14 protein-coding genes and 1 tRNA gene are annotated in these 16,957 nt (G+C 59.0%); 9 read left to right on the forward strand and 6 right to left on the reverse strand.

From position 1 onward, the window contains the following. Positions 1–93: 93 nt before the first annotated feature. Together A4R35_RS11605 and A4R35_RS11610 are read right to left on the reverse strand one after the other, a co-directional pair. The gene (locus A4R35_RS11605; RefSeq protein WP_112429514.1) at positions 94–1,137 is read right to left on the reverse strand and encodes an anti-sigma factor; all 1,044 of its coding nucleotides are present in this window, start codon (positions 1,135–1,137) and stop codon (positions 94–96) included. After that, complete coding sequence (locus tag A4R35_RS11610; protein WP_112429516.1) at positions 1,134–1,760, reverse strand: RNA polymerase sigma factor; 627 nt, start codon at positions 1,758–1,760, stop codon at positions 1,134–1,136. Before A4R35_RS11610 ends, A4R35_RS11605 begins: the two co-directional genes overlap by 4 nt. A gap of 563 nt (positions 1,761–2,323) precedes the next feature. Here A4R35_RS11610 and A4R35_RS11615 point away from each other — a divergent pair. From A4R35_RS11615 to nfi, 5 genes are all read left to right on the forward strand, one after another. Beyond that, positions 2,324–2,950, forward strand: a complete 627-nt coding sequence (locus A4R35_RS11615) for a HEPN domain-containing protein (protein WP_112429518.1) — start codon at positions 2,324–2,326, stop codon at positions 2,948–2,950. 226 nt (positions 2,951–3,176) lie between these two features. Then, positions 3,177–5,924 carry a pyruvate, phosphate dikinase gene (ppdK, locus tag A4R35_RS11620; protein ID WP_189362296.1) on the forward strand — a complete coding sequence of 916 codons (2,748 nt, stop codon included), beginning with the start codon at positions 3,177–3,179 and terminating at the stop codon, positions 5,922–5,924. A 353-nt stretch (positions 5,925–6,277) separates the two neighbouring features. Then, the gene (locus A4R35_RS11630; RefSeq protein ID WP_146747194.1) at positions 6,278–6,961 is read left to right on the forward strand and encodes a hypothetical protein; all 684 of its coding nucleotides are present in this window, start codon (positions 6,278–6,280) and stop codon (positions 6,959–6,961) included. Positions 6,962–7,208: 247 nt separating this feature from the next. Further along, positions 7,209–7,988 carry a class I SAM-dependent methyltransferase gene (locus A4R35_RS11635; protein WP_112429524.1) on the forward strand — a complete coding sequence of 260 codons (780 nt, stop codon included), beginning with the start codon at positions 7,209–7,211 and terminating at the stop codon, positions 7,986–7,988. A 4-nt stretch (positions 7,989–7,992) separates the two neighbouring features. After that, a complete protein-coding gene (gene nfi, locus A4R35_RS11640) occupies positions 7,993–8,745 on the forward strand; it encodes a deoxyribonuclease V (RefSeq protein WP_112429526.1) in 753 nt (250 codons plus the stop codon). A gap of 78 nt (positions 8,746–8,823) precedes the next feature. Here the strand turns inward: nfi and A4R35_RS11645 are convergent, their stop codons facing one another. From A4R35_RS11645 to mnmG, 4 genes are all read right to left on the reverse strand, one after another. Then, positions 8,824–10,086, reverse strand: a complete 1,263-nt coding sequence (locus A4R35_RS11645; protein WP_112429528.1) for an ATP-binding protein — start codon at positions 10,084–10,086, stop codon at positions 8,824–8,826. Between the two features lie 62 nt (positions 10,087–10,148). Next, entirely contained in the window at positions 10,149–10,832 is a 684-nt protein-coding gene (locus A4R35_RS11650) for a response regulator transcription factor (protein WP_189361692.1), read from the reverse strand. Between the two features lie 28 nt (positions 10,833–10,860). Then, complete coding sequence (locus tag A4R35_RS24310) at positions 10,861–11,001, reverse strand: hypothetical protein (RefSeq protein WP_189361694.1); 141 nt, start codon at positions 10,999–11,001, stop codon at positions 10,861–10,863. Between the two features lie 152 nt (positions 11,002–11,153). Then, a complete protein-coding gene (mnmG, locus tag A4R35_RS11655; RefSeq protein ID WP_112429533.1) occupies positions 11,154–13,202 on the reverse strand; it encodes a tRNA uridine-5-carboxymethylaminomethyl(34) synthesis enzyme MnmG in 2,049 nt (682 codons plus the stop codon). 586 nt (positions 13,203–13,788) lie between these two features. Here mnmG and A4R35_RS11660 point away from each other — a divergent pair. The 4 genes from A4R35_RS11660 (at position 13,789) to A4R35_RS11675 (ending at position 16,784) form a co-directional block, all read left to right on the forward strand. Further along, positions 13,789–13,873, forward strand: a tRNA-Leu gene (locus A4R35_RS11660). 626 nt (positions 13,874–14,499) lie between these two features. Next, complete coding sequence (locus A4R35_RS11665) at positions 14,500–15,048, forward strand: DUF4352 domain-containing protein (protein WP_189361696.1); 549 nt, start codon at positions 14,500–14,502, stop codon at positions 15,046–15,048. Between the two features lie 406 nt (positions 15,049–15,454). Further along, entirely contained in the window at positions 15,455–16,237 is a 783-nt protein-coding gene (locus A4R35_RS11670) for a sigma-70 family RNA polymerase sigma factor (protein ID WP_223258304.1), read from the forward strand. Further along, positions 16,218–16,784, forward strand: coding sequence for an anti-sigma factor (locus tag A4R35_RS11675; protein WP_112429539.1), 567 nt, complete (start codon positions 16,218–16,220; stop codon positions 16,782–16,784). The genes A4R35_RS11670 and A4R35_RS11675 overlap by 20 nt, the downstream gene beginning before the upstream one ends. Positions 16,785–16,957 lie beyond the last annotated feature (173 nt).

The raw sequence follows: 16,957 nt of genomic DNA on the forward strand, positions 1-16,957 counted from the left end.
CAGCTGCCCTTCGCCAGGCCCTGCTGCTCCTTCGTCCTCCCATTGTAGCCTCCAGTTCCTAACCAATGCAAGCAAGCGAGAATCAGCGCGCTGCTACGGCGCGGCGGGAAGCCGGCCCGGCAGAAAGTCCGCGGGTGGGCGCATGTCCCAGAGACGCTCAGAGACCTGGTCTTCCGCCAGCAGACGCAGACTATCGTACACCGGCTGACCCTGCTGAGCACCTTCAGCATACAGGAGGTTAACCGGACGGTAACGCTGATCCAGTAGCAAAATGTAGTTGCTGGGCAACCAGATCCGGTAGACTGTTTGCCCTTGAAAGCGGCCTCGCCCAAGATAGTGGGCACTACCCTGCTGAAGATCGCGACGCAACAGCCCAAGATCAAAGGCTGTGTCCTGGACATTCCACTGGGCAGGATTCCACTGCATCACGTGATGCATCATGTCCAGTCCAAGTACGGTTTTTCCATCGCTGATCAGCACCACATCCAGCTGACCTGGCATAGTGGCCTCCACATGCAGCTCGCCGGTTCCCAGGTTGTGATAGGTTTCGACGCGATAAGGCAGCCCCTCATCACTCATCCTGGTCTGACGATGGTAGAGTACATAGCCACTCCAGGAGAGTCCAGTCGGCAAGGCGAACGCCTGCGAGGGATGCCAGACAGTGCTCAGCCCTATGGAGGCCCCGAGGACAAGCAGAACCAGAGCTGCCACCGCTGGCAAGAGAAAGAGGCGACGGCGAACGGTAGAGCGGCGGACTGGAGGAGGTGGAGCCATCAAGCGCGGCTGGGCGCGAGACACGTCGGCTTGCTCGCGGAACCCTCCCTCCTTCATCTCCCGGGTGGTAGTGACCGGTGGTCCCCAGCGGGCCGCGATCGCCTGATAGACAGCCCGGTCCACACGTGACGAGGGACCTGTTTGCTCTAGCTTACGCAGCAGCTGAGTAACCTGGCTCAAGAGACGATAGGTCTGCAGACAGGCAGGACAATCGTAGACATGCTCCAGCACCGCCTGCGCCTGCTCAAAGCTCAAGTCATCGAGAATAGCCAGGTAGAGCTGGATGGTCTCGCAGACCTGCAGCCCGCGCTCACGAGCTGATGGCAGTGGCGGCAAACCAGGCTCATGCATCGCCTCACTCATCGCCGGCGCTCCTCCCCCTTCAGATGCTCTCGCTCGATGCGTATATAGCGTTCGATAAACATCTTCTTCGCCCGAGATATGCGTGTTGCGGCAGCGTTGGGGGAGATTCCGATGATGGTAGCAATCTCCTGATAGGGCAGGCCCTGAACGGCGCTCAACAGGAGCACGATAGCGTAATCCAGGGGCATTGCCGCCAGCGCGGCACGGATATGTTCACGCTCCACGATTTCGGGAATGCCTCCGCTATCAGCCAGTAACAGAGCAAACTCCTCGGAGATCGAGCCTTCATCGTGTTCGCCCTGATGACTACCCAGGGAGAGAGGCCACCAGGCAATACGCTTCCGCCTGCGCAAGAGATCTACGCAGAGATTGGTTGCAATACGATAGAGCCAGGCGCCGAGATTCTCTCGGTCACGCAGATGATCCCAGGCCAGGCAGGCACGGATAAAGACCTCCTGCGTCATATCATCGGCGTCCTCACGGTTCCCCAGCAGATGATAAATATAGGAGTGAATTGGCCGACTGAACCGCTCATAGAGCCTGCTTAAGGCCAGGGCACTCTCGGAATCAGCAAAAGATTCAGAGCCGGCTCTCTGCGAATGCGCAGGCGTTTTCTCTGTCATGCTGACATGTACTCTTTCTCTCCGGGCCTCTGCGACAGCGGCGGCACCAGCGTTACTGGCGTTACCAGCCAGCAGTTACCTGCACCCTCGCCATCTTCACCGACCTTGCTAAAAGCATGCATATGCATACCTAGTATAGCAGGAACGCCCGGTGAATAGAACATGCCAGTGGGTACTGAGGAGATGCTCTCCGCTTACAAGGCCAATAACCTTGCCTCAGCGCTCACCAGGAGGCCACTGCCTTGCTCCCTCCCTCTCCCTCTCACGAGCCAACAGGCCAGCTTTTTCAGGCAGTTTCCTCAGGCCTACCCATCCATCCAGCGGCAGTGGCCCTGCAGAGGCCACCCTCGCCGTTCTCCGATCAATGATCGGAGAACCTGCATTGACACCACGCGCTGACAGGACTAATATAGAGGAGAAACACACAGAGGTATCAATAAGCGGAAAGCCTGGTACGTTACGGGCAGGGGACAGGTCGTTTGAGCCAAGAGAATAGCCGCCCAGGGCACTAGCCAGCTGGCTGTAGCTGGCCCCTGGGCGGGCACTGGGGAGAGCTTACTCAGATGTCAGAGCGCCACACAGCGGGTGACGCCCCTCAACCACATGAGCACGAGGAGGATCTGGAGCGGCTGCTGCTGGAAGGCGTCAGCTCGCAGCAGCCGGAGCAGGCTCCTCCCTCCTACCCCAGGGAAGAGGGCAGCTCAACGTCAGCTGGCGGAGAAACGGGGCGTACGAGCGAAAGAGATGGAGCGGAGGCAGAGGACGAGGAGGAGACAGAGACCACTCAGCCTGGAGAAGGCGACTTGCAGGGGGCGCTGGCCTTGTTCGCCGAGGCCGCCCAGGACATGGCCACGGCAGGCTTGGAGCTGAACCTCGGTCGGCATTTCGCCTGCGTCGATTACTGTAACCAGGTGGCCGAGAAGGCCGCCCAGGCGGTGAGCCTGCTCCTTTTCGGACGTCGTTCCCCCTATAATCATGATCTGCGAGCCTTGGGCGAGCGTGTCGGCGCACCGGCTGAGATCCTGCACGATATGGAGGCTCTCACTCCTTTCCATCCCGAAACCTTTTACGCTGATACGCCCCCCGAGGAGGCCGATGAGGTCATTAGTGCCTCCGAGGCCAACGACCATGTGCAGCGTGCCCGCCGTGTCTTGCGCTGGGCCAGGGGAAGGATCTTTACCAGCGCCTGATTGATTGACCGACTGAGCACGCGCCTTCTCCAGCGCAATCCAGCGGCGCGGGTCAGCGCCGACCCGGTTGCTTGCAGCGCTACGTCCTACCCATCCTCTATGAGGAGGATTCCCCTGGCGTCGTGAATCGGCTTCTATAGATCCTGAGTATTCTATCAACTGGGAGGAGTATTTCGTGACGCAAGCAATCACAGGAGGGCAGCCCCAGGGAACGCCCTTTGAAGAGGTGGTCAAGCAATCGCCGCGCAAGTGGGTCTATTTGTTCACTGAAGGCAGTGCCAGCATGCGCGATTTGCTCGGCGGCAAGGGGGCAGGCGTCGCCGAGATGACGAAGGCTGGCTTGCCGGTTCCTCCAGGCTTCACCATCACGACTGAAGCCTGTAATGCCTACTACGAGGCAGGCAAGCAGTTCCCGCCGGGTATGTGGGAGCAGGCCCTGGCCGCTCTGCGCATCGTCGAGCAGCAGACCGGGAAGACTTTTGGCGATCGCCACAATCCCTTGCTCGTCTCTGTGCGCTCGGGGGCGAAGTTCTCCATGCCGGGCATGATGGATACGGTGCTGAACCTGGGCCTCAACGATGAGACGGTCCAGGGGCTGGTAGAGCAGACCGGCGATGAGCGCTTCGCCTACGATGCCTATCGGCGCTTCATCCAGATGTTCAGTAAGATTGTGCTCGACGCCGATCCCCGCGAGTTTGAGCAGAAGCTTGATGAGTACAAGGAGCGTACCGGAGCCAGCAGCGACGCAGAGCTGCCGGCTTCAGCTCTCAAGGAGCTGGTAGCCGAGTTTAAGCAGATCGCTGAGCGCCAGTCCGGCCAGCCTTTCCCCACCGATGTCTACGAGCAGCTCAAACGTGCTATCGAGGCGGTCTTCGCCTCCTGGAATAACAAGCGCGCCATCGACTACCGCAACTTTAATAAGATCCCCCACAATCTGGGTACCGCTGTCAACGTGCAGAGCATGGTCTTTGGCAATATGGGCAATGACAGCGGGACTGGCGTAGCCTTTACACGCAACCCCAGCACCGGCGAGAAGGAGCTGTACGGTGAGTACCTGCTCAACGCCCAGGGTGAGGATGTGGTGGCTGGCATCCGCACTCCTTCGAAGATTAGCCGCCTGAAGGAGGAGCTGCCCCAGGTCTACGAGCAGCTCCAGGAGATCGCCCGCCGTCTGGAGCGACACTATCGCGATATGCAGGATATGGAGTTTACGGTGGAGCGTGGCCGGCTCTATATGCTGCAGACGCGCTCGGGCAAGCGCTCGGCCAGGGCAGCCGTGAAGGTCGCTGTCGACATGGTTGAGGAGGGACTGATCAGCGAGGAGGAGGCGATCCGCCGTTCCGATCCAACGCAGATCTATCAGCTGCTGCTGCCACGCTTTGATGAGGAGGCGAAGGCGCGCGCTCATAAGGAGGGGCGTTTCCTGGCTCGCGGCTTGAATGCTTCGCCCGGTGCCGCCGCAGGTAAGGCGGTCTTCGATGCCGACCGCGCTGAGGAGCTGGGGAAGGCCGGCGTGCCCGTGGTCCTGGTCCGCCCAGAAACCAGCCCCGATGATGTCCACGGAATGCTCGTTTCTAAGGGTATCTTGACGGCCCGCGGCGGCGCTACCAGCCATGCCGCGGTGGTGGCCCGCGGTCTGGGCCTCCCGTGCGTAGCCGGCTGCGAGGGCATCCGCGTCTACGAAGAGGAGAAGCTTTTCCGCGTGGTCGGTAGCGACGTGGTGATCCGCGAAGGCGATGAGATCTCCATCGATGGTGACACCGGCGAGGTCTTTGCGGGCGTGATCCCAACGGTGGAACCAAACTTCGAGAAGGAGACAGAGCTGCAGAAGCTGCTGAGCTGGGCGGATCGCATCCGCAAGCTAGGTGTATGGGCCAACGCAGACTACCCGCGCGATGCTCAGCGCGCAGTCACGTTCGGCGCCGAGGGCATCGGCCTCTGCCGCACCGAGCATATGTTCATGGAGCAGGAGCGCCTGCCCATCGTGCAGAAGATGATCCTGGCGAAGACCCCCGAGGAGCGCCAGGCCGCTCTCGACCAGCTGTTGCCGTTCCAGCGCAGCGACTTCATCGGGATCTTTGAGACAATGGTCAATCCGCGCACCGGGGAGTGTTACCCGGTGGTGATCCGCTTGATCGATCCGCCACTCCATGAGTTCTTGCCGAACTACGAGGAGCTGCTGGTCGAGGTGACACGCCTGGAGGCCACCGGCGCCGATCCAGAGGCTCTCAAGGAGAAGAAGGCCCTGCTCGATGCCGTGGCCGCGATGCGCGAGATGAACCCGATGCTTGGCCTGCGCGGCTGCCGCCTGGGCTTGCTCTTCCCGGAGATCACCATTATGCAGACACGCGCGATCCTGGAGGCTGCTCTGGAGGTGGCGCAAAAGACAGGGAAGAAGCCACAGGTGAAGATCATGATCCCGCTGGTCGGGCACGTGAACGAGCTGCGCGAGGTGCGCCGCCAGCTTGAGGCTGTGGCCAAGGAGGTCACGGCAGAGGCCGGCTCTGCAGTCGAGTATAAGTTTGGCACGATGATCGAGCTGCCGCGCGCCGCACTGACCGCCGATCAGATTGCAACAGTGGCCGACTTCTTCAGTTTCGGCACCAACGATCTGACGCAGACAACCTTTGGCTTCAGCCGTGACGATGCCGAAGGCAAGTTCCTGATGAAGTACGTCGACGGTCTGGATGCCCCGGGCTTGCCCGAAAAGGTGAAGATCCTGCCAGTGAACCCCTTCCAGACGATCGACCGCGACGGCGTGGGTCAGCTGGTACGCATGGCGGCTGAGAAGGGACGCGCTGCGAATCCACAGATTGAGCTGGGGATCTGCGGCGAGCACGGAGGCGATCCGAGCAGCATCGAGTTCTTCCATGAGGTTGGTCTCGATTACGTGAGCTGCTCGCCTTTCCGCGTACCAGTGGCTCGCCTGGCCGCCGCCCAGGCCGCTTTGAGCAAGTCCGAGAAGGATAAGTAAATACAGCAGACGCGGGTCAGTCAATTAGCACTGTGACGCTGGCCCGCGGGCTGCTTTTGAGCGCGCGAAGCTTCAGGCTGCGGGCAAATCCTCCCCGTAACAGGGTAAGGGGATTTGCCCGCATTGCTTGGTCTGCCAGAGCGGCGCTGGCTGCTGGGAAAGTTTACCTTTCCTCCAAGGCGAAGCAGGTGCTCTTGTAGGCCAGGGCCAACTCTCGCGGCTCACACATGGGCTGTTACAGCCTTGCCAAACGTGCTCTGGTTTATTATACTTATCTTGCTCTGCAAGGAGGAGTTTGATCGAAGTTTTGCTATCAGCTCGCTGGCTCATCTGGAGCAGAAGGATAAGGCTTGATGCAATCAGATCCTCAGCAACAGAATCAACCTGAGCAGCCGCCACTGGTTTCATCGTGGTCTCCTGCAGCATCAGGCCCGCAGCCTTGGCCCGCTGCACCGAACATGGTACCTCCAACATGGTTTCCTTCGCCACCATCAACGGCTTTTCCTTCTGGCATGGGTATGGGGCCGTTTCCACCCTACAGCGGTCCTGCGCCTCTAACAGCTGCTCCCGCTCCGCCCCCGACACTTCAGCAACCCTGGTGGCTGCCGCTGGCCATCACCTTCTTCATAGTAGCCAGTCTGGCCAGTTGCGGCCTTACTGCCTTCCTGGCTTTCCAGCAGGCCAGCCAGAGCCTCAGCCAGAGCGTCTCGCCAGCCGCCCTTGAAACGGCCCACCAGACGGTCGTGCAGGATTATTACACGGCTATCCAGCAGCAGCAGTATCAATCAGCCTATATCGAGCTGGCAAGCGACGCCACAGTGAAAGGGCAGCATCTGGATCTGAATGGCTATCTTCAGCTCGCGCGCGCGCAAGATCAGCGCTTCGGCAAGGTCTCTGAATTCTCAGTGAATGAGCTGGACCCCTACCATTTCACTGTCACGGTCTGGCGCGACCTGGCAATCTATGAGGTTCATCTGACTTTTGCCACTCAGGCCCTGCCCACCCTCGATCGCATCACCTCGGTGGATGGGATTTAACCTTTCCCCGTTCCGGAGCCGCTCGTTGTAGAGGACCTCATCAGGATGGTTTACTGGCCTGCTGCCGGCAGGCCAGCAGAGAGGTCATGACGGCTCCTTCCTTGTGCTTGTGGTCACCTCGCCCCGGCCAGAGCTTGTTTCCCCTCCTCTTTTTCCCCTCTTGCGGCTCTTTTGCCACCGTGCTATCATCGGGAGAGTATTCCATAAGAAAGCGCCCATCGCCGAGCCACGCGGAGCGGATCTTTCTATGCAACGAGAGAGAGTAAACGATTACGATACCATAGCAGCCTTTTACGACATCGAACACGCACATTTCCTGGAAGACCTGGACCTCTATCGGGACTTCGCCGAGCTATGCGGCCCTTACGGTCCTTTGCTGGAGGTGGCCTGTGGCAGTGGTCGTCTTCTGCTACCACTGGCCCGCGAAGGCTATGAGCTGACCGGGGTCGATATCTCGGCGCATATGCTGGAACGCGCACGCCAGCGGCTGGCTCAGGAGGGCCTGCTGTCACGAGTGACGCTGGTACAGCAGGATATGCGGGCTTTACATCTGGAGCAGCGCTTTCGGCTGGCATTTATCGCGCTCGGCTCCTTCGCCCACTTGACCACGCGTAAAGACCAGCAGCAAGCGCTGGCCCTGTTACGCGCTCACCTGGTGACCGGCGCCACGCTCATCCTCGATCTCAGCAACGCCGATGCTCGCGCGATGGAAAATCTGAGCGGGCAGCTTCTGCATCAGGGGACCTGGACATGCGAGGATGGCAGTCTTTTGACCCATTTCGTTTCTCCTGCCGCCTCCAACACCCGCCACATGCTGGAGCTAGTCCATTTCTATGATCAGTACTGTCAGGGGGAAACGGTGCGCCGCACGGTGACGCGCACCACTTTTTATCTCTTTGAGCGCAGTGAGCTGGAATTGATGCTAGAGCAGGCGGGTTTTGTCGTCAAGGATGTCTACGGCAATTATGAGATGGCCCCCTACGAGCTGCAAAGCCCGCGCATGATCTTCATTGCGGAGGCACGATAAGCCTATGAGAGCAGTACGCCCCCTGCATGAGTGGAATCTGCCGCCCGAGCAGGCTGTCGCTCTGCAGAAAGAGCTAGCCAGCCGAGTGATTCGCGAGGATCGCCTGCCGCCCCAGGTTCAGCACATTGCTGGCGTCGATCTGGCGATTAATGAAAATAATGGCCTGGCACGCGCCGCCGCCGTTCTCCTTTCTTATCCCTCCCTGCAGCTGGAGGAGCAACATGTCTACGAAGAGCCAGTACGCATGGAGTATATCCCGGGCCTGCTCTCATTTCGCGAGCTGCCTTGCGTGCTGGGGGCACTCAATCTGCTGCGGCAGGAGCCGGACCTGATCATGGTCGACGGTCAGGGGATCGCTCACCCGCGTCGGCTGGGCATCGCTTCGCACCTGGGCCTCTGGCTGGATCTCCCTACAATTGGATGCGCCAAATCGGTCCTGCGTGGCCACTACAACGAGCAGGAGCTAGGCGAAACAGTCGGTTCCTGGCTCCCTCTGCTCGATCACGGAGAGATCATCGGTGCCGCCGTGCGTACGCGCGAGCACGTCAAGCCAATGATCATCTCTATCGGCCATCGGATCAGCCTGGAGACAAGCATCCGCTACGTTCTCTCCTGCTGTCGCGGTTATCGCCTACCCGAGCCGACGCGCCTGGCCGACCGGCTCTCAAAGAATAACGCCTACCGAGAGCCAGTCAGCAGACCCAAGGAGGGACAGGATACACCCAACGAAGCCGTCCAGGATTCGCTCTGGCAGTAAGTGCACTCTGGTCTGCCACCTGCACCACTCCCCGTCTCATCTAGAGAAGCGAGCAGGGCGGTGGGCCTCCTGGCCCGGTTAGCCGCCTTCGCCTCTCTCTTCTCCTAGCACCGGTTCGCGATAGAGAGGAAGAGTGAAATAGAAGGTTGTGCCCCGATTAGGGACTGTCTCAAACCAGATGCGACCTCCATGCTGTTCAATGATGAGACGAGCAATGGTCAGCCCCAGGCCATAGCCACCCATGCGGGACTGCATACTATGGGTGGCTTGATAGAAGCGCTCAAAAACATGAGGCTGATCCTCGGGCGCAATACCAAAGCCGGTGTCCTTCACGGAGAGCAACGCCATCTGAGGATCATCAGGATCGGGACAGGCCCGTAAGATTACGGTCCCACCCGGCGGGGTAAACTTAATGGCGTTCCCCAAGAGGTTAGCAAGCACCTGCTTAATCCGCTGCGGATCAGCGCGCAGCAGCGGAGCGGGCAGTTCAATTTCCTTGCTCATGACGATCTCGGCCTTGCGTGCCAGCGGTAACAAGCTCTCCAGAACCTGCTGCGCCAGGACTTCCACGTTAACCTGCTGGAGCCGGATCTCAAAGTGTCCAGCATCGGAGCGTGCCATGAAGAGGACATCCTCAGCTAGCGAGAGCAGTTGCTGCAAAGCCTCGCTGGCATAGCCCAGGTACTCGCGCTGGGTATCGTTCAAAGGCCCCATTTGACCGCGCAAGAGTAGCTCAATAAAGCCATGCACAGAGTTGAGCGGCGTGCGTAACTCATGCGAGACCATCGATACAAAGTGCTCTCGCATGCGATTGGCCATTTTGAGAGCAGAGACATCACGCGCAAGGAAGAAGACATAGGGTTCTTCGGCAGTATCGACAGGGGTGACACTGACCGAGGCTTCCCAACCCTGGATAGCCTCGGGACCGAGTATGATCTCCTCGTTGGCCAGCGCCTGCCCTCCTTGTAAAACGCGCACCAGTGGACAGCTGGAGGTCCCACAGAGCTGCATATGGTCCAGGTTGCGACACCTGAGTACCTGGGCACAGCCCTGACCAATGGTCGTAGCCGCCTCCCACTTTAAGATAGCCGCCGCTGCGGGATTAAAGGCCCGGAGGCGAAAGCAGCTGTCTAGCAGGAAGGCCACATCAGTAGTGGCAGCCAGTGCCTTCCCGGCACAGTCCGCTAGCAGCTCCATATTTGCCCGGACATCCCGCTCCGGTGGATGCCGCTCACGCACTACCTTCTTCCTACCTTCTGCTTCTCCCCGCGTGCGCGCTCGATCCCCAGATGACGACTGATCAATGCCGTCGGTACTGTTCAGCGGCTGAGCCTCAGCCACGACAGGAGCACGCTCCTTCACCCGAGAGCGGCGAGAGACCGATTTCACCACGTTCCCCCCTTTTACTTACTGACGAACTTATATCCGATACGACGCACAGAAATAATATGCCGTGGATGAGCAGCATCCGGCTCTAATTTTTTGCGCAAACGGCCAATGTAAACATCAACAATATTACTATTATTCTCATTATCGTTCCAGACTGAAGAGAGAAGCTGATCGCGGCTGACCACTTGATCGGGGCAACTCATCAGGATGCGCAGGACCTGCATCTCGGTACGGGTCAAGGGTACCTTAACGCACCCATTGATGACGACCTGCAGCTCAGCCGGGAATAGCTCGATCGAGCCAACGCGGATACTTTGACTCTCACTGCGCTTGCTACGCTTGATACGGCGGAGCACAGCCTGGACGCGCGCGACCAGCTCCTGATGATCGAAAGGCTTACAAATATAGTCGTCAGCCCCAATATGAAAGCCTTTGAGCTTAGACTCCATGCTATCCTGGGCGGTCATGAAGATCAGAGGGATATCGTAGCCCTCAGCCCGCAACCTGGCTGTAAACTCGAAACCGCTTTGATAGGGCATGGCAATGTCGAGAATCAACAGGTCAGGCTCGCGCTTCTGGATCATCTGCATGGCCCCGCGAGGGTTGTCCGTGACTTCAACTTCGTAGCCTTCCTGTTTCAAGGCAAACTGCACCAGCGCAGTTGTAAACTGGCTATCATCAACCACAAGGATATACACAGTTCTTCCCCTCTTCAGCACGTAGTGCTCAGCCGCCGGGAATGGGGAAGGTCCGCAGTCCATCCAGCTTGGGGCTGCGTTCTGCCTCTCGGCCCGGCAGGATGAGCATGCTGTTCGGACACATCGCTATAGAAGCAAAGGAGCGTAGTAGCCTAAGCGGTAGCCGCATGCCATGCCTCCTTGCATCCCTCTCCAGGCCAGGACAACCGACGGTCGTCTCTACTTACCACGGCCCATCAACAACGCGCCAGAGGTTGATCACCGTTCTCCTCCCTCTGTGCTTTGCCTCTGCCCCTTGCTTGGCTGACCGGGGGCAAAATACTACGAGACGGCCTTCGCCGCCGCGCGTAGCTTCTCCACATAGACCATCAGAATAGCGATATCCGCCGGCGTGACTCCCTCAATGCGTGAGGCCTGTCCAACCGTACGTGGGCGCAAGCGGGCCAGCTTCTGCCGCGCTTCCGTCCGTAAATGGGGAATGCTCTGATAATCAAGGCCCTCGGGAATCAGTAGTCCCTCAAGACGCTGGGCCTGCCGAACTAATTGTTGCTGTTTTTGAACATAATATTCATATTTGACCTGTAATTCAACCTCCTGCGCGACCTCGGGGGAGAGTGCGGGTAATGGCGGCTCAGCGTCCGCACCTTCCTCGTTCTGGTAGACGCGGCGGGCCAGCTCTGCAATCTGCATATAGTGCGTCTCGGGACGACGCAACAAATCGCGAGCTGAGGTCATTTGTCCCAGCGGAGCTATCCCAACCTCGCGCGCGGCAGATTCCACACTGCGAGAGGAAGTAAAGATCAGCTTGCTCAGGCGCCCCAGGGTTTGCTCAACCTGTTCGCGCTTGCGTAGCACCCGTGCATAGCGCTGCTCATCGATGAGGCCGAAGCGATAGGCGTAGTCGCTTAGACGCAAATCGGCGCTATCGGCGCGCAGGAGGAGGCGATACTCGGCCTGAGAAGTATGCAGGCGATAAGGCTCGCTGAGGGGGCGAGTAACCAGGTCGTCGATCAGTACGCCGATATAGGCTTCGTGCCGACCCAGCACAAAGCCCGGCTCACCGCGGGCGTAGAGGGCAGCATTGATGCCGGCCATTATCCCTTGAGCTGCCGCCTCCTCATAGCCGGAGGTGCCGTTAATCTGACCGGCCAGAAAGAGGCCGGCTACGGCCCGTGTTTGTAGGGTCGGCATGAGTTGATAGGGGGGGACATAATCATATTCGACAGCATACCCAAAGCGGACAATCTCCACATGCTCCAGAGCTGGAATAGAGCGCAGCATTGCCAGCTGCACATCTTCGGGGAGACTGGTGTTCATTCCTTGTACATAGACCTCGCCTGTGCGCCAGCCCTCCGGCTCCAAAAAGACTTGATGGGAGGCCTTTTCAGCGAAACGCACCACCTTATCCTCGATCGAAGGGCAATAGCGGGGACCGATGCCTTCGATGAGACCATTGAAGAGGGGAGAGCGATGGAGATTAGAGCGAATCACCTCATGGGTGCGCTCATTGGTACGCACCAGGTAGCAGGGCAACTGCGGGCGCCAGCCGTGCAGGTCCTCATCGGTAACCGGGTAGACCGGGTTGGGACGCCCACCTGGCAGCTGCACATCGGCCCGCGCCGTTTCGTCCCAGGAGAAATAGAGGGGCACACGGCTGCCTGGCTGCGGCTCTGTCTTACTGAAATCGATGGTGCGCGCATCGATGCGTGGCGGGGTTCCGGTTTTGAAGCGGCGCACCTCCAGGCCAAAGGCGCGTAGCGAGTCGGCGACGCCCAGCGAGGGGCCTTCACCAGCGCGCCCGCCTGGCTGCGTCTTCTCGCCTACCACGAGGCGCCCGTTGAGGAAGGTGCCCGTTGTGAGTACCACCGCCTTCGCCTCATACTGCCAGCCAGTACTGGTCACGACACCACGAATAGCCGGACATCCATCCTGGCCCTGCTCGTAGAGAAAGTGCGTGATCGTCGCCTGCTTCAGATCAAGATGAGGCTGAGCTTCCAGGGCAAATTTCATCGCCAGGCGATAGGCCTGCTTGTCACACTGAGCACGCAGGGCCTGGACCGCTGGCCCCTTGCCGGTGTTGAGCAAACGGATTTGAATGAAGGTGCGATCAGTATTGCGCCCGACTTCGCCGCCCAGGGCATCGATTTCCTTGATCAGGTGCCCTTTCGCTGGTCCACCCATCGAGGGATTGCAGGGCATGAGCGCTATACTATCCAGGTTCATGGTCAGTAGGAGCGTCTTACGGCCCATGCGCGCGCTGGCCAGAGCGGCCTCGCAGCCAGCATGGCCTGCCCCGACCACGATCACCTCATAGGTGCCTCGCCGCTGCCCTTCGCCAGAAAGACTGTGAGTGCCTGCTTCGTTTGTCATTTGTTGCGTTCCGCCTACTTACATGTCATGTACATGTATAACGATCACTCTGGTATTATGCCGCAGATAAAAAGGCACGTCAATACAGCCACCGCCGCCTTTGACAAATTGCTCCTCAAGCTGCTCGCTAGAAGCGCATCAGCACAGCCTCCACACTCTAGAGGACTGGTCCAGGGAAACATACCCCCTCCTTGCCCATTGACTGGAGCGTACCAGCACCATGATTGAGGGCTGGGCTGGCCTGACCCGACCCGAGCCGAGGAGAGGAGAGGCGCTGAAGAAAGGCCAGACAGGCGACATGCGGGCGATGTGGACGGTTAGGGCCACCAGCCCCAGGCTCAGGCGCAGCAGCTGGGGGGCAGGGGAACCGCATGTCTACCTAAGTGGGTAGGAGTTGACTTGTCCTCCTCTCTCAGATCTGCTAGAATTGCACTGGGATCTGTATTATTGCAGAGTTAACTCTGACGAGGGGGAGGAACGGTCAGGTCCGCTGGTAGGACACGACGGCAGGCCGAAGCGAAGAGCATCCCCAGGAGCACAGGTGCAACAGGTGCAACAGGTGCAACCTGGTAAACCAGCAGACGACGGGGCGATGGCGAAATGGTAGACGCAGGGGACTTAAAATCCCCTGGGGTGAAACCCCCGTGTGGGTTCGAGTCCCACTCGCCCCACCTGTTCCCTCTTGAGGCTCCACAGGCCCCCTCAGCCTCTTTCCCCACCAGCTCGCCCCAGGGCGCTTCACCCCCTTTTTCGGGCCTTTTTGCCCCTGATCCCCTGGGCTACACGGCCCTCCCACAACCCAAAGCTAACACAATCCCCTGGGCCAGCTAACACCTTTTTCCACATCAGCTGCACCACTCCCCTGGGCCAGCTAACAATCTCGTCACTCCTTTACCTTCCCACCTCTCCCTCTCTCCCGACGAAGCGAGGGCAAAAACTTCCGTATCTGCTCCACAGGAGAATATCTCTCATGCCCCCTCCGAGCCTGAGCAAGGCAGGGAAGGTCCAGTCCTGCCTCATGCCAGACCAGTCGCGAGCGGCGGTTGCTCCTTCGCTGCTTTGTCTCTCCAGGCCCGGCACCTTTGCTTAAAAAAGCCAGCGAATTAAGTAGAAAAATTCGCTTTTTCTTTCCTAATAGATGCGCATTTTCATGTTAAAGAAGGCTTCCAACCGCACACTGAGCCATTTTGTTCAGGAAATCTGAGCGATAAAAATCACAGCGACGAACGTTGAGCGATTGGGAAGACGGTTCCCAGGATCTACTAGCCCATCTGAAAGAATGGAGGTTGATCGAAAGATGAAGCGTGCGTTGAGTCTGGTGATAGGAGTGGGTCTCCTCATCATGGCCCTGCTGGCCTGCGATGGGAGCACGAGCAGCAACACGGGGACAGCGGTTACCCCGTCCTCTTCGAGCACTACCAACAAGGCGAGCGGAGCCACAAGCAGCCCCGCGACACAGCATTTCAAAGTCGGCCAGACCGTCAAGGTAGGGGACATCTGGCAGGTGACCGTACTCGGGGTCAAAACCAGCGACGGCGATGAGTTCAGCCATCCTAAAACCGGCAATACCTACCTGCTCATCGACGTCTCGCTCAAGAACCTCAGCAGCAGCGAACAGATCGTCTCTTCCGCCGCGAACTTTACCCTGAGAGACAGCAGCGGCCAGGAGATGGATTTCACCATCGTCACCTCGGCCCCCAAGACACCCGATGGCAAGGTTGAGGCCGGGGGACAGATCCGCGGCACGTTGGCCTACGAGGTACCCCTCTCAGAGCATCACTACACCCTGGCCTTCGTCAGCGACCTCCTGGAGAGCGGCCAAACCATCTGGGATATCACCATCTAGCGCTCTCACTCACCCCTTCCCTTTGCTTCACCTGCCCAGGTGGCACATATCAAGGGAAAGTCACGGACGTCCTGTAGCCTCCTCGTCCTTTCTACAGGACGTCCGTCTTACCCTCCTCTTGAAGAGCATACAGCCGCCCTTGATCACTTTTTGACGGACTTTCTCTCGGCCTCCAGATGGTTTTTCCAGCGCCGGCGCAGCCCTTGTAGCTCCCTCGAAGCTTGTCCTGCAAGCCAAATCTCCCAGAGCAGAGCCGCCTCTTGCCAGAGCTTCCCCCCTCGTGCTACACTTGCCAAAAGATTACAACTTTTTTAGTCACCGCTCGTATCTCGCTATAGAAGGGTCTTCCAATCCATTTCTATATATAGATAAAGCGGTCGAAACGGAAACGAGCGGATAGTCAAAGATGGATTCGACACTACGCGCATCAGGAACGCTTGGTCTGGGACCAGTGGCCCAACCAGCGCGTCATATACGTCGCAAGCGAGGTAGCCGGTTCGAGGAAAGCGCAGAGGCTATTTCCAGCCGGAGTCGTAGCCAGAGTGGACAAGGGACTATCATGGGAGAGCAGCTCCTGCGCGGGCAGGTGCAAGGGGCAGCTGTGGAGGCGATCAGCGATACAGCTCTGGTCGAGCTTGTGCTGGCAGGCGAGCAAGATGCCTACAGCGTGCTCGTCGAGCGCTACAAAGATGCAGTCTACAACCTGGCCTATCGCATGTTGGGCAATGTAACCGAGGCAGAGGATGTCACGCAGGAAGCCTTTGTCCGCGCCTATATGCAACTGGCCAGCTACAAGCCTGCCCATAAATTCAGCACCTGGCTCCTCTCGATCGCCTCGCATCTGGCCATCGACCAGTTCAGGCGGCGGCGCTTCCTGGCCAGGTCGCTGGAGGAAGTGCCTTTTCTTGAATGGATCATCGACCACGGCAGCAGCCCCGAGCAGTCTGCTCTTGAGGGCGAGCAGCACGACGAAATTCAGCGCTACCTGCAGCGTCTCCCCGCTAAGTACCGCGCGGTGATTGTCCTGCGCTACTGGTACGATCTGTCTTATGAGGAGATTGCCAGCGCGCTCAAGCTGACACCCGCCCTGGTGAAAGCGCGCCTGCACCGAGCACGTGAGCTGCTCGCACGCTATATGCAGCAGGAAGATGCAAAGGAGGGAGAGGTCGATGCGCTGCCGCGACGCTAGAGCATGGCTGGCTGAGGAGCACAGCGACAACGAAGCCGAGACAGCCCGCCAGCGCTCCGAGGTGCTTGCTCATCTGGCTCATTGCCCTGCCTGTCGGCACTATGAGCAGCAGCAGCAGCGTCTGAAACGGCTTCTGTACGGGAATTTCTCGTCCGTCTCTTGTCGCATCTCCACCGAACAGATCATGCAGGCGGTCTACCTGCGCCAGCGTACAACTCGCCAGCTTGAGGAGCTACATCAACAGCAACGCACTCGCCTGGCACGACTCCAGACCTTAAGCTCTTTGTTTATGGTCTCGCTGTTTATTCTGACCGCTAGTATTCCTGTATTGTTATTCCTGCTCTTTTTCAATCAGCCTGAGCTACTGGTCAGAACGCTGCTGCTGCTGAGCGATGCTGTTGACGCCTTCCTGGTGGCGCTCACCTATCTGCGCCTTGGTCTGAGCTTTGTCTCGCAAGACAATCTGCTATTGGCCGCTCTGGCCTTCCTCCTTCTGCTGCTCGCTGCGGTATGGCTGCGTCTCATGCGCGCTCCGCAAGAGGCCTGACCAACGACCAGTGACAGAAGGAAGAAAGGATAGAAAAGGCCCTGGGGCAAAGCGGACAGCCCTGGCCAGACTTGCTGCCGCAGGCCTGGCTGGTTCACCGGGTGGCTGGAGCATGAGCGGGATACAGCCAGCCCCTGAGCCTGGCCGGTTGCCCATATCGAGAGCGAGGGGAT

The organism is Thermogemmatispora tikiterensis, assembly GCF_003268475.1.
Lineage (GTDB): Bacteria > Chloroflexota > Ktedonobacteria > Ktedonobacterales > Ktedonobacteraceae > Thermogemmatispora > Thermogemmatispora tikiterensis.

Excerpts from the sequence above, each read along its gene's own strand:
- A4R35_RS11605 (WP_112429514.1), bottom strand. The coding sequence starts at position 1,137 with ATGAGTGAGGCGATGCATGAGCCTGGTTTGCCGCCACTGCCATCAGCT.
- mnmG (WP_112429533.1), bottom strand. The coding sequence starts at position 13,202 with ATGACAAACGAAGCAGGCACTCACAGTCTTTCTGGCGAAGGGCAGCGG.
- A4R35_RS11615 (WP_112429518.1), top strand. The coding sequence starts at position 2,324 with ATGTCAGAGCGCCACACAGCGGGTGACGCCCCTCAACCACATGAGCAC.
- A4R35_RS24310 (WP_189361694.1), bottom strand. The coding sequence starts at position 11,001 with ATGCGGCTACCGCTTAGGCTACTACGCTCCTTTGCTTCTATAGCGATG.
- A4R35_RS11670 (WP_223258304.1), top strand. The coding sequence starts at position 15,455 with ATGGATTCGACACTACGCGCATCAGGAACGCTTGGTCTGGGACCAGTG.
- A4R35_RS11630 (WP_146747194.1), top strand. The coding sequence starts at position 6,278 with ATGCAATCAGATCCTCAGCAACAGAATCAACCTGAGCAGCCGCCACTG.
- A4R35_RS11675 (WP_112429539.1), top strand. The coding sequence starts at position 16,218 with ATGCGCTGCCGCGACGCTAGAGCATGGCTGGCTGAGGAGCACAGCGAC.
- A4R35_RS11635 (WP_112429524.1), top strand. The coding sequence starts at position 7,209 with ATGCAACGAGAGAGAGTAAACGATTACGATACCATAGCAGCCTTTTAC.
- nfi (WP_112429526.1), top strand. The coding sequence starts at position 7,993 with ATGAGAGCAGTACGCCCCCTGCATGAGTGGAATCTGCCGCCCGAGCAG.
- A4R35_RS11665 (WP_189361696.1), top strand. The coding sequence starts at position 14,500 with ATGAAGCGTGCGTTGAGTCTGGTGATAGGAGTGGGTCTCCTCATCATG.
- A4R35_RS11610 (WP_112429516.1), bottom strand. The coding sequence starts at position 1,760 with ATGACAGAGAAAACGCCTGCGCATTCGCAGAGAGCCGGCTCTGAATCT.